The organism is Flavitalea antarctica (assembly GCF_054461535.1).
Genome location: NZ_JBTLQG010000063.1, coordinates 1 through 13,180, shown reverse-complemented (window position 1 = coordinate 13,180; position 13,180 = coordinate 1). Strand labels below are relative to the sequence as shown.

The following is a 13,180-nucleotide window of genomic DNA, read 5'->3' as shown; positions in this document are numbered from 1 at the left end:
AGGTATAACGCTAAGACACAAACGATAAAGTCATGGGATCACGGCAAGTGGGCGTACCCGGTGATCATTGATAACATGATGAACCTCGAATTGCTTACCTGGGCTACAAAAATCACCGGTGATTCATCCTATTATAAGGTGGCAGTAAATCATGCAAACACTACCATCAAAAATCACTATCGTCCTGATAACAGCTCTTACCATGTGGTTGACTACGATACGCTGACAGGCAAGGTGCTGGCAAGGCAGACGGCACAAGGGGCATCAGATTCATCAGCCTGGGCCCGGGGACAAGCTTGGGGCCTCTATGGTTATACTATGATGTACCGGGAAACAGGTATAAAAACTTATCTGGAACAGGCGCAAAAGATTGCGGCATTTATGTTGAATCATCCCAATTTGCCCAAGGATAAAATCCCTTACTGGGACTACAACGCACCGGGTATCCCTAATGCGCTGCGCGACGCTTCAGCGGCGGCCATCATGAGCTCGGCCTTATTGGAACTGTCAACATTTACCGATGGTAAGGATAAGGACAAATATATCAGCGCTGCTACAGCAATATTAAAAACACTGGGAACTGCCGGCTATAAAGGCCCCGCCGGCAAAAATGGCGGGTACATCCTGATGCATAGTGTTGGCCATTTCCCACAGGGTTCTGAAGTGGATGTACCATTAACCTACGCCGACTATTATTTCATCGAAGCATTGTGGAGGTACTGGAACATGTTTTACAAAAATCAATAGGACCGTTATCCGAAAAGGATCATGGCCACAGCCAGCGTAATGATGATATTGAACAGTTGCGCGATAAGAAACGCATAAAGTGGTTTGCGATTACTGTTCTTCAGCAGATCCGAAAAATTTGTCTCCAGTCCGATACTTGTAAATGCAAGTACAAACCATAGTGTCTGCACATTTTTAAGGCTGTCTTTCACATCGGCAACAATTGCAGGGCTCAGTAGAAATGAAAAGACCAGTGAGGCAGCTACAAAACCAAGAACAAATTTTGGAAACCGGTCCCAGATGATTCCGAGTGTCGGCTTTCCATCAGGCAAGGCTGCATTGGCGTGATTTGTATAGGTCCAGTAAATGGATATAGCGAACGCTGCAACACCCAGCAGCAGATTCTGGGAAAATTTTACGATAGAACTTATCTTCAACGCAGTATCCCCAACAAGTGAACCGGCCGCCACCACAGCCCCCGTGGTATCAATGCTTCCACCGATCCACGCACCCGTCACTTCCTGGGTGAGTCCAAAATACTTGGCGAGATAAGGCATAAATATCATCATCGGTATTGCTGTTATCAACACCAGCGAAATGACGTAAGAAAGCTTTTTAGTGTCTCCCTTGATGGCCCCTGCAGTTGCGATTGCTGCAGATACCCCGCAGATGGAAACTGCGCTGGAGATCATCATGGTGAGTTCTTCGTCTATCTTCAGCTTCCTGCAAAGCCAGTATGCAAAATACCAGACTGATAACACGACGATCAACGACTGAAGCAGCCCATAACCACCGGCCTCCAGGATGTCGGAAAATATCACAGAGGTTCCCAGGATTACCAGTCCGATTTTCACAAAAAGCTCAGCTGAGAGTACTGAACGAAACCATTCCGGTAATTTGAAAAGATTACCGATCAACAAACCGAAAGCAAGACTGAAAATAACCGCTTCAAGATTCAACTTTTTAACGGCACCATTGCCGGCGACAATCAAAGCAACAATGGTTATTATATAGATAAGCGGAAAAACGATGGCCATATTCCTCAGTGATTTGCCGGTGAGCAACGCTGCGATTAACGCTACCAGGAAAACAAAAAGGAACTGGAGACCTATCAGTCCAAGATTTTTTGCAGTGAATATTTTAGCGGCCAGATCATCAGCACCACTCCAGCTGTAAGCAGGAACAGCCGGTTTAACTCCCGCTATGGCCAGTACAATTACAAGAAATCCTAACACTACCACTACCCAGTCTTCGTGTAACCATGAACGTTTTTGTACTTCGGCCATCAGATTGATTTAATATCGATGTGAAAAATATCTTTTAGTGCCTGTTTTGCGGCATGATAACCGCACATACCGTGCACCCCACCACCGGGCGGTGTTGAAGCGGAGCAAATATAAAGACCTTTTGCAGATGTCCGGTATGGAGAGAATCTCAGCGCAGGGCGGCTGAACAGTTGTGAAATATTTATTACGCCACCATTGATATCTCCCCCAACATAATTTTGATTGTATTGATGAAGTTGGCTCGTATTCATCGTATGTCTTGCAAGGATAAGATCCCTGAAACCTGGTGCATATCTTTCAACCTGTTTTTCGATAGCAGTTGTCATATCTTTTTCGGAACCGTTTGGTACATGACAATAAGCCCAGGCTGTATGTTTCCCGGCAGGTGCGCGGCCAGGATCAATGACTGACTGTTGGGCAAGCAATACGAAAGGATTGTCCGGATGTTTGCCTTCCCATGTCTGCTGTTCAGATAAGCTAAACTCTTCTAAGGTATTGCCAAGATGGATAGTGACCGCCTCGCGGCACCTCATTGCTGTGAAAGGAATAGGCCCGTCAAGCGCCCAGTCAATCTTAAAAGTTCCCATACCATACCGGAATCTTTTCAATTGCCATTTGTAGATGGCAGATAAGCGATCGCCCGCCAGCTTTAATACCTGGTCGGGAGAAGTGTCAAAGAGAATAGCTTTTGCAGTTGGCAGTTGCTTCAGGGCGTTTACAACAACCCCTGTCTGGACCTTTCCCCCGATTGATTGAAAATAGGCGCTGAGCGCCTGCACAATAGATTGCGAGCCGCCTTTTGCCACCGGCCAGCCCCGGGCATGAGCGGCAATCATGAGCACAAGGCCAAAGGCCGTCGTCGCATAATTACTTAAGGGCTGTATGGAATGGGCCGCCATTCCGCCAAACAGCGCACGCGCCGCTGGTGTCTTAAATGTCCGGGCAAATGAAAGTGCAGGCTGAAGTCCTTTCATTCCGAATGACGCCAACTGTAAAGGATGGGCAGGTAATCTAAGCGGTCCGAGTAACTGTCGGGACAGTTGCGGCCATTGCGCGGTTAGTGGTGTAAAAACTTCAAGATAACGTTGCCTGTCAATTCCGAATTGTGCCGCAGTGTCAGCTATCGAAGAATAAAGCGCCGGGGCGTCGCCGTTATCCATTGGATGGGCAGCATTGATCCTCGGGTAAATGTATTCCAGGCCAAAATCACTGAGCGGCAGTTGCTGAAAAAAAGGCGAACCGGCAGCGAGCGGATGTATGGCAGAACAGATGTCGTGGACATAACCAGGTATTGTGAGTTCTGCAGACCGCGCTCCTCCACCCATGGTTGAGGCAGCCTCTATGATCAGCACAGACAAACCCTGTTGCTGCATTGCGATAGCGGCTGCGAGTCCGTTCGGACCTCCGCCAATTATCACTGCATCGTATTCTGTGTCTGGCATGTAAAAAGTCAGGCGGTGTTAAAACCTGGTTGTAACGGTTATACCAAGTGTTTCGGGATTGCCCAGGTGAACGGCGCCGAAGTCATACGCATAAGCGATGTATTTCTTGCCGCCGATGTTCCGCCACCAGAACATCAGTTCAAAATTCCTGGAAGTAAATCCCGCTCTTGCATTGACCAGGTTAAAAGATGGCTGAATGATGTCATTCGCGAGATCAAAATATTGTTCGCCCAGTCTTCTCCACTCTCCCCTTATCACAAAACTAAAAGGGTAACGAAGCTTAACCGGAAGGCTATACTGTGCCGCCAGCATGGAGGTAGACCTTGGTGTGAAGATCTGCCTGTTTCCACTCAGATCAACTTCGACGCCATCCTCAGGGATTTTTAGATCTTTATAAGTTGCTTCGGTAACACCGAAGGCATAGTCAATCTCGAGGCCCTTGATCACATTTGCCGCTATTTCAAGCTCGGCACCCTTACTGTTAAGTTTGCCTGCATTCTGGGTAATAGTCACTGCATCGGGCAGCACGAGGGTCGGGACCTGGGCATCGGTGACCCGGCTCGCAAAAAACGCGAGGTTTAATCTTAACCGGTTACCCAGGAAAGTATTTTTGATACCGAATTCAAGGTTGTCGCTATACTCGGGGTCAAAAGGATAAAGTGGCGGCTGGGAAGGATCGCCACCCTGGGCAAGCGGTGTTAATCCACCTGTTCTGAATCCACGGCTATAGGTAAGAAAAACTTTGGTGTTATTATTGGCCCGGAACGACAATCCGAGTTTGGGAGAGAAGGCACTGAAATTTGCCTTCGCACTTGTATCCGGACGGGTTTCGAAGATCGGGTTGGGATCAGGATCTTTCTGATACTCACCCAACACTTCAAGATATTTCCACTCCTGGTCAAACCTGATCCCGGCAATCAGGTCCAGTTTGGACGTGATCGAATATGTGCCCTGTCCAAAAACCGCAACGCCGGTATTTTTACCGGTTGAAGTATTGATAGTTGAGAACTCTGCGTCAGGCACACCAAGGAATGCAGTGTCTTTGCCGACATGCGTGGCCTGCTTTACAGGATTGTTCTGGTGAAATAAATATGCCCCGGCTGTCCATTTCAACGGTGAAGAAGAAGCGGTGGGACTTGTAAACCTGAATTCCTGGGTGAACACTTTAACTTTATTCCATTTACCACCGTAATCATTGATGATGGTAAACATGTCAGCCGGTGAAAAGTCACCATCAAGCGGGGCATCATAAAACCGGCGGTTTGACTGATATGAGGTCTGGCTGCTGAAATTGAAGCTGCTGCCACTATGCAGCAAAGACAATGAAGTATTGAAAGTATTGTCATTCATTTCTGCAACTGCATTCTGATTCAGACGATATGGATTGTCACGGGCTTCCTGCAGGCTTCCCACCATCGGGAACGCACCATCGTTCCTGTTGTTCTGATGTTTAACATTCAGGGTGGCGGACCAGCGGGGTGAAGCGATGTATTTGAGATAATAATTGCCAGCCAGGTTTTGCTGATCGTCAAAGGTTTTATCGTTGAAATCATTCCGGTAATAACCGTTTCTCTGCGAATACATACCTGCTGCGCCAATAAACAGTTTGTCTTTTATTATCGGTGTCTTGTATCCAAGTTCATAACGCATCAGACCATAATTGCCGAAATTGGCAGACGCAAACCCACTTGAGGTATTGGTTGGCTGTTTTGTGATGATGTTGACCACCCCTCCCATCGCGTTTCTTCCATACAAGGTGCCCTGCGGCCCCCTTAGCACTTCAATCCTTTCAACATCGAGTAACTGTGCTATATATGTGTCGAGCCCGAACTGGTTTACACCATCAATATAGGTTGCAACCGCCGGGTCATACGAGGTGGTGCCGATTCCGCGGACAGTGGTAACGTTTCTGTCATCACCTGAATTTGTCGAAAAAAGGTTGGGAACGATTGCCGTAATCTCGCGGAGATTCCAAAGCCGGTACTGGTTTACCTGCCTTGCTGAGATCGCACTGATGCTAACGGGGATTTCCTGGAGTGACGCTTCCCTCTTTTCCGCGGTAACAACCACCTGGTCAAGTTGATCCGACGCATCGGACAATGTTATTTCCAGCTTCACTTCGTTCCCGATACCTATCTGGAAGTCCTTGTTAACAAGTGCGTAACCATTTGCGTTTATCCTCAACACGTAACGGCCTGCCCCGAGACCGGAGAAACGAAAATCACCGGCGGAATCTGTAACGGCCTCAATATTTGTATTAAGGACTGTCAACACAGCCCTGGCTACGGGTTGCCCGTCCCGATTGGTAATTTTGCCGGTGACGGCGTCACCATTTTGTGCAGAAACCAGGAAAAATATTGAAAAACAAATCAAAAGGCCCAGTAATCGTTTCATCATGTTGCAAAGATATTAGTACATTGGGTCCAACCACGATTTTACATCAATAAGTTTGTGCCACAATTGATTGTAAACTATTAACTTGACATTGATATTCGGGACCCCGCCGCCAATTTACAAGAATTTTGAACCGGCCACTTTATTTTCGGCAGGATTTCCATACCTTTGCAAACTCTTTAAAAGGAAGCTCATGAGCAACCGCCGGAACTATGATATAGCATTTGTGGGTTTGAAACCGGGTATTCATGAGTTTGAATACGGGATTAGTGACAAGTTCTTTGCAGACTACCAGGAACAGGAGTTCAGAAACTGCGTTGCCCAGGTGAAATTAACCCTGGATAAGAAAAACGGGTTTATGCTGCTGAAATTTGAGGTTGGCGGAAAACTCGAGGTCACCTGTGACCGGTGTGGTAACGATTTGCCTTTGGAGCTTTGGGATGAGTTCAATATCGTCGTAAAAATGGTTGACGATCCCGAAGTAATGAATGACCAGGAAGAAGATCCTGATGTGCACTATATTTCGAAAAATGAGAGCCACCTGCGCATCGGCGATCTGATCTATGAATTTATAAACCTGGCAATCCCCATGCAACGCATGTGTTTGCCGGAAGAGATGGGAGGACCACATTGTAATAAAGAGGTTCTTGCCATGTTAAAGAAACTGGACGCCGAAAATAACAAACCTGAAAATCCATTGTGGAGAGGGCTTGAGCAGTTTAAGGGTCTTGAGTAAACAGATTAAATAATATAGACATAAATTTTTGAATTATGCCTAATCCCAAAAGACGGCACTCCCAACAAAGAAGTGCTAAAAGAAGAACTCACTACAAAGCTGAGAAGGTAACATTAAGCAAAGACAGTACAACAGGAGAAATCCATGTTCGTCACCGTGCACATGTAAGCGAAGGTAAATTGTACTACAGAGGAAAGGTGGTTGCCGAGAAATCTCCCGTCAACTAAGCTTTCTTACAATTTAAATAGTAGCTTGCCGGAGATGAATATCGGGCTAGATATGATGGGCGGAGACTTTGCACCCCTTGAAGCGGTGAAAAGTGTTCAACTATATTTATCTCAAGCCGATTCTCCGGCAACTTTATTTTTGATTGGTGACGAGGCCCGGCTCAAACCATTGCTGAGCGAGTATAATATCAACTCTCCCCAGGTTCGTGTAATTCATGCCCCCCAGGTGATCGGAATGCATGAGCACCCAACAAAAGCACTTAAGGAAAAACAGCAGTCCTCTATAGCCATTGGCTTTCATTTGTTGGCGAAAGGTTCAACAGACGCATTTATCAGTGCAGGCAATACCGGTGCGATGCTCGTTGGTGCGCTTTATAGCATAAAGGCAATTCCGGGTGTTCTTCGTCCCACCATCTCTTCCATGATCCCGAAGGATAATGGCGGTGCCGGTATCCTGGTTGATGTTGGTCTTAACGCCGATTGCAAACCCGAACAGCTTAACCAGTTCGCTATTCTTGGTTCCCTTTATTCCCAACACATTCTTGGTACCAATAACCCCCGCGTTGCTTTATTAAACGTTGGTGAGGAAGAGGGAAAAGGAAACATTCTCGCGCAGGCAACTTATCCCCTGTTGAAGGCAAACAATAAGATCAATTTTACGGGCAACATTGAGGGCAGGGACGTGTTTCTTGACAAGGCTGATGTAATGGTATGCGAAGGATTTACTGGCAATGTCATTTTAAAACTGGCCGAATCGATATATGATATCACCAGGCAGAAAAACATTGATCACCAATTCCTGGACCGTTTCAATTTCGAAAATTATGGTGGCACTCCCGTACTTGGAGTTGCCAAACCAGTCATCATCGGCCATGGTATCTCCCATGATAAGGCTTTCAATAACATGATCCGGCTCGCTCAAAAGATGATTGAAATAGATCTGACCGGAAAGATGAAAGAAAGCTTCCTCTCAGCTGAATCAACTTTTCCTTCTGCGTGATTACAATTTTACCGGCCGTCACTACATTTAAGCAATGAAACAACTGGCTGGTTATATTCTCGATTATACACGGGAACTCAACAAAACAGGCTTGTTGCTCATATCCCTGCTCACCACAGTGTTTATTTATCTTAATTACCATTTTCAAATAGAGGTTCATTTGCTGCGCGTGCAGGATCCTGTTCTGCGTTTTACCGGGTTCCTCCTCTTATATTTTTTGTTATTCGGTGGCAGCTACCTCGTTCTCTACCTCACCAGGAAATCACTATCTGCTTCACCCTTATTCATGGCCCTGTTGGTACTTGCGCCTGCTACGTTCGCCTGGCGCATGTCGTCACGGCTGATCACTTCTCCCCTCACGAATTTTTTATCTGCACCATGGAACAGATACTGGGCAATTATTTTGAATGCACCCCTTAAATGCGTCCTTATGCTCATGGTGATCTTCGTGGTCAGGAAGGCCGGTGCATACCGGCAATCAATAACCGGCTTAGGAAAGGGAAATATTTCGTTAAGTCCCTTTTTTATACTCCTGCTTTTGTTTGTGCCTGTTATGGTAATTGCCGCTTTACAGCCTGACTTCGGCATATCCTATCCCAGGGCTTCAAAGGTGGCCTTTATTGCGGATCACAGCTCACAGCCGTGGTTAACTGTTTTGATTTTTGAGATTTCATATGCGTTTGACTTCGTAGCAGCAGAAGTTTTTTTCAGGGGCTTTCTCGTGTTGGCATTTTTACGGTTCGCAGGTCCATCCGCGATACTCCCGATGGCTGCTTTCTACTGCGCCATACATTTCGGTAAACCACTGGTGGAGTGCATTAGCTCTTTTGTTGGCGCAATCATGCTCGGTGTGATCAGCTACCGGACCGGATCGGTATGGGGTGGTTTGCTGCTTCATCTCGGGATAGGCATGTTTATGGAGCTTGCTGGTTTTGTATTGCGTTAATCAATAACAAAAAAAGCTTCCGGGGACCGGAAGCTAATCAGATAAAAACTACAAACTCATAAGCCGGATTTTGTTTCTAAACTATCATTTATCTGGCCCTGCCATTACTGACAGGATCTTTCTGCCTACCCACCCAACCGCCCCGTACTTACGGGATCGTGCGGGCCGCACTCAAGGCTGGTATACATGGCATTTCAGCGTGCAAGGTTTACCCATCCCCTAAGTTACCTCAAGGGATCGTGAGCTCTTACCTCACATTTTCACCCTTACCATTTGCATGGCGGTCATTTTCTGTGGCACTGTCTGTTCCGCCAAGACGGACCCGGCTCTTAACCGGTACACTGCCCTATGCTGTCCGGACTTTCCTCCCCCCTGTTACGGAGAGCGATAGCTCGGTTTGTAGTTCTTAAATCAGTACTGAAATGTTATCTCGGTTGCTCCATACCCATATTTCGGATGATAACGGTTAGTGAAAAACTTCACTTCTTTTTTCAGGCGTAGGATCTCGTGTATTTCATCACGAAGTTTGCCGCTACCCACTCCGTGAATCGCAATCATTTCCCGCTGATGGTGCATGATAGCAAGATCCAGGTATTTTTCAAAATGACTTAGCTGAAGCGTCAGCATCTCGAAATTGTTCATCGTGTCCGAATCAGGATGCAGCTTTTCGATGTGAAGATCCACTTCATACTTTGCCGGCTCAAGGTGTTGTTTCACCTTGCCGGCATCATACACCTTGTAGCCCGAGGTCTTTAATTTGTCGAGGTCCAGGCTTTCGGTATAAACGCGTCCCGGATATTCATCAAACAATTTATAACTGAAAGTAGCTTCACCCTTTTGCTTCAGTTCTTCTATCCGCATGAACAATTGTTTGGGCTTCAGTCTCAGGGAAGCCTCAAAATGTTCTGCCTTGTTTTTGTCTTCAGGATATAGTTCGAAGTCGAAGTGAAACGTCGGGCTGTCATTAAGATTATCAAACGGTACATCATGAAGATAAAAATCTTCAAATGCATGGATCTGGTTCTTCAGCTCAAAATCGGGCTTACCAAAATAGTTGATCCCATATGAAAACTTATAAACACCATGGGTACGGTTTACCAGGTGAACCTTCAGCTCGTCAACCACATCATCTCCAAAATCATCTGAACTGATCACGGGTATGAAAGTTATCCATACACCATCGACCTTTTTTTCCGTTATTTTCTTTTTCTCTATTGGAACCTGGTCAATAAACTTTTTCTCTTTTTTTTCAGGCACCACTTTTTGTTCCATAAACCTCCTGAAGTAAGGAAAATCCAGCTGATCAGTATGAGCCGGAAATCTTACGCCACGGACATCAACCATCACCATCTTGTCGTTGATTATACCCGTCACTTCGCCCTCTTCATTGCTATGAAGCACTGTTACCTTGTCACCAATTTGAAATTTCACTGTTATGTTCGTTTTATCTTCTTTTGACAGCTGTAAAGGGCCGTCATTTAACTGCAAAGATACGACAGGATTTATCAGCAGGGACTAATAGAGATTGTCTGCCGGTATCATACAGATCGCCCATCAAATTGATAGAGGTCGCTCGCCGAATTGATAGAGACGGTCCGGCGATTTCATAGAGATCGCCCGTTAGTTTGATAGAGATGGTCCGCCGATTTCATGGTGATCGCCCGTCAATTTGGTAGAGATGGTCCGCCGATTTCATGCAGATCGCCCATCAATCTGATAGAGGTGGCGCGGCGATTTCATAGAAATCGCCAATTTAATAGAGATGTCCAGCCAATTTGCTTTTGCGGTAGCCGTAAAGGAAATAGATCGTGAGTCCAAGAGCCATCCAGATAAAAAAGTAGACCCAGGAAGTGGCTGGAATTTCGATTAACAGGTATGCGCAGGAAAGGACACCAAGAACAGGTATAAGTGAAAAGTTTTTGAGAAAACAGAGCACCGCCATCACGATGGCCAGTACCACGTATACAAGAAACAGAATTTCCTGGAGACTATCACTTCCCAGTTTTTCAATGGCCTCCTGGATCCTCCCGCGGGACAACACCAGGAAAATGGCACATAATACAGGTACTATAATTTTACCGTTTACATATGGAAGCCTGAACGACCGCTGATCCCCTCCACCCAGTCGTGGCAGCATAAGAACACCGGCCGAAACAAGAACAAACGCGAACAATGTCCCGATACTTGTGAGATCAGACATCAGGCTGCTTTGCATGAAGAGGGATGGAACCGCCACAATAACACCGGTAACTATAGTTGAAAAATAGGGAGTATGATATTTTTTGTGGACCCTCGAGAAAGCCTTTGGCAGCAAACCATCACGACTCATGCTCATCCAGATCCTCGGCTGTCCCAATTGAAACACAAGCAGCACGCTCGTTGTGGCAACAACAGCACTTATAGAAACAAGATAACCGATCCACTCTTTGCCAACCCGCTCAAAAACGAAGGCGAGAGGATCTGTGACATTCAATTCAGAAAAGTTGACCATGCCCGTGAGTACCAGGGCAATGAGTATATAAAGCACCGTACAGATGAGCAACGAGTAGATCATCCCCCTGGGTAGATCCCGTTGCGGATTCTTACATTCTTCGGCAGTTGTGGATATGGCGTCAAAACCAATGTAAGCATAGAAAACTGCCGAAACTCCTTTCAGCACTCCTTCGATGCCATTGGGCATAAAGGGACTCCAGTTGTGGGGGTTCACTGAAAACGCACCAAGGATAATCACAAAAATGATGACGGCAATTTTAAAAACTACCATGGCGTTGGTACTTTTTTTACTTTCCCTGATGCCGACATAAGTTATACAGGTAATGAGGCAAACAATCAAAAAAGCCGGCAAATTGATAAAGATCCTGCTTCCATTAACAATGGGTGCCTGTTCCCAGGCGTTTCGTGCGAACTGCAACGATGGTGTTAGTGTTTCCCCTTTATCCAGCGCCGCCTGTGAGAGATTGTAGGCGGCATTTGCAGTGCCCGGATCTACAGTTAGCCAGGCGGGCAGAGTGATATCAAAGTTTGGAAAACCATTCGCCTGGAACCACCTCGTGGCGCCCTCAAGGAGGTTATTGAAATACCCGCTCCAGGAAATGGCAACAACTATGTTTCCTATGGCATATTCGAGTATCAGTGCCCACCCGATTATCCAGGCGATCAATTCGCCGAAGGATACATACGCGTATGTATATGCGCTCCCGGCAATGGGTACGCGACTCGCGAACTCTGCATAACACAGCGCCGCAAAACCACAGGTTATTGCGGTAATAACAAAGAGCAGAGAGATGCCAGGGCCGCCGTTAAAGGCCGCTGACCCGATCGTCGAAAATACCCCTGCACCAACAACCGCCGCAATCCCCATAAACGTCAGATCGCGGACATTCAGTATTTTTTTAAGCCCGCTGCCCCCGCCATGTCCATCGTTTATTCCTTCTTCAGCTTCTTTGACGATCTTATCTATAGATTTTTTCCGGAATAAAGATGTAGACATTGCGGCTGTTTTGTTTGACGGTTAATTTATGGAATATAGTTGTCAGTAATCTCTTTTGATCAGGTATTGAGCAAGTGCCTTTAAGGGTTCTTTGCGGGAAGATAAGACGGCGATATCTTCAAGATGTTTATAGGCGGTAGTAATATACTGTTCTTTAAGGCTGGATGCCCAGGTGTTCACCCCGGCATTGCGAAATATCTGCTGAACCCTCTCAACTTTATCAGGGACATTCGATTTCATGAGGTACTGTAATTCCTTTTTGTCTTCCGGTCCTGCACTTTCCATCGCCTTGATCAGTAAAAACGTTTTTTTGTTTGCAAGTATATCACCACCAACCTGTTTCCCAAATTTGCCGGGATCGCCAAAAGCGTCGAGGTAATCATCCTGTATCTGGAAGGCAATACCAAGATTTTTGCCGAATTCATAAAGGTGTTGCTGATTGGCTTCCCCCGCTCCTCCGAGTATAGCTCCCATCTGTAAGCAGCCGGCAATCAGGACCGAAGTTTTTAAAGCGATCATATCGATGTAGGCAGCCAGGTCAACACTTTCTACGGTTTCATAATCCATATCTAGCTGCTGGCCTTCGCAAACCTGTCGCGCTGTTTTATTAAATAACCGGATTATTGGGTTGAGAAACCGGCCCTGGATCTTATTGAGGTAATCATAAGCTACAACCAACATCACATCACCCGCCAGCAAAGCCGTCGGGAAATTGTATTTTTCATGAAGTGTGGGCATGCCCCGGCGAAGCGGGGCTTTATCCATGATATCATCATGCACCAGCGAAAAGTTATGAAAGAGCTCGATCGCCGTCGCCACCTCATATGCATCCGGAACAATGTCACCAAACAACTCATTACCCATCAGGCACATTGCTGGCCTGATGCGCTTGCCGCTGACACTTAGGAAATATTCATTTGGTTCGTACAGGGA

The 13,180-nt window shown here is 46.3% G+C and carries 10 protein-coding genes, 1 other RNA gene and 1 pseudogene; 5 read left to right on the top strand and 7 right to left on the bottom strand.

The genetic code is table 11. The features are described from left to right. Positions 1 to 747, top strand: a pseudogene (locus ACX0G7_RS26710) (glucuronyl hydrolase); the annotation flags it as partial. Between the two features lie 5 nt (positions 748 to 752). Here the strand turns inward: ACX0G7_RS26710 and ACX0G7_RS26705 are convergent. From ACX0G7_RS26705 to ACX0G7_RS26695, 3 genes are read right to left on the bottom strand one after another with little or no spacing between them, the layout of a single operon-like run. Then, complete coding sequence (locus ACX0G7_RS26705) at positions 753 to 2,012, bottom strand: YeiH family protein (RefSeq protein ID WP_458926607.1); 1,260 nt, start codon at positions 2,010 to 2,012, stop codon at positions 753 to 755. Then, positions 2,012 to 3,454 (bottom strand): phytoene desaturase family protein, encoded by a 1,443-nt coding sequence (locus ACX0G7_RS26700; protein ID WP_458926606.1) that lies wholly within the window; start codon positions 3,452 to 3,454, stop codon positions 2,012 to 2,014. Before ACX0G7_RS26700 ends, ACX0G7_RS26705 begins: the two co-directional genes overlap by 1 nt. 18 nt (positions 3,455 to 3,472) lie before the next feature. Next, positions 3,473 to 5,851, bottom strand: a complete 2,379-nt coding sequence (locus tag ACX0G7_RS26695; RefSeq protein ID WP_458926605.1) for a TonB-dependent receptor — start codon at positions 5,849 to 5,851, stop codon at positions 3,473 to 3,475. Positions 5,852 to 6,041: 190 nt separating this feature from the next. On the opposite strand from ACX0G7_RS26695, the gene ACX0G7_RS26690 reads away from it, so the two are divergent. The 4 genes from ACX0G7_RS26690 to ACX0G7_RS26675 are packed head-to-tail and all read left to right on the top strand — an operon-like array spanning position 6,042 to position 8,757. Continuing rightward, positions 6,042 to 6,584 carry a YceD family protein gene (locus tag ACX0G7_RS26690; protein WP_458926604.1) on the top strand — a complete coding sequence of 181 codons (543 nt, stop codon included), beginning with the start codon at positions 6,042 to 6,044 and terminating at the stop codon, positions 6,582 to 6,584. A gap of 35 nt (positions 6,585 to 6,619) precedes the next feature. Then, complete coding sequence (rpmF, locus tag ACX0G7_RS26685) at positions 6,620 to 6,811, top strand: 50S ribosomal protein L32 (RefSeq protein ID WP_458926603.1); 192 nt, start codon at positions 6,620 to 6,622, stop codon at positions 6,809 to 6,811. Positions 6,812 to 6,845: 34 nt separating this feature from the next. After that, entirely contained in the window at positions 6,846 to 7,811 is a 966-nt protein-coding gene (plsX, locus tag ACX0G7_RS26680) for a phosphate acyltransferase PlsX (RefSeq protein ID WP_458926602.1), read from the top strand. Positions 7,812 to 7,845: 34 nt separating this feature from the next. Then, positions 7,846 to 8,757 (top strand): CPBP family intramembrane glutamic endopeptidase, encoded by a 912-nt coding sequence (locus ACX0G7_RS26675; RefSeq protein WP_458926601.1) that lies wholly within the window; start codon positions 7,846 to 7,848, stop codon positions 8,755 to 8,757. 43 nt (positions 8,758 to 8,800) lie between these two features. Here ACX0G7_RS26675 and rnpB read toward each other — a convergent pair. From rnpB to ACX0G7_RS26655, 4 genes are all read right to left on the bottom strand, one after another. After that, positions 8,801 to 9,161, bottom strand: an RNA gene (gene rnpB / locus ACX0G7_RS26670) — RNase P RNA component class A. A gap of 7 nt (positions 9,162 to 9,168) precedes the next feature. Next, complete coding sequence (locus ACX0G7_RS26665) at positions 9,169 to 10,188, bottom strand: Smr/MutS family protein (RefSeq protein WP_458926600.1); 1,020 nt, start codon at positions 10,186 to 10,188, stop codon at positions 9,169 to 9,171. A 322-nt stretch (positions 10,189 to 10,510) separates the two neighbouring features. Then, complete coding sequence (locus tag ACX0G7_RS26660; RefSeq protein WP_458926599.1) at positions 10,511 to 12,247, bottom strand: amino acid permease; 1,737 nt, start codon at positions 12,245 to 12,247, stop codon at positions 10,511 to 10,513. Between the two features lie 42 nt (positions 12,248 to 12,289). Continuing rightward, the coding region (locus ACX0G7_RS26655) for a polyprenyl synthetase family protein (RefSeq protein WP_458926598.1) at positions 12,290 to 13,180 on the bottom strand (891 nt) is incomplete at its 5' end.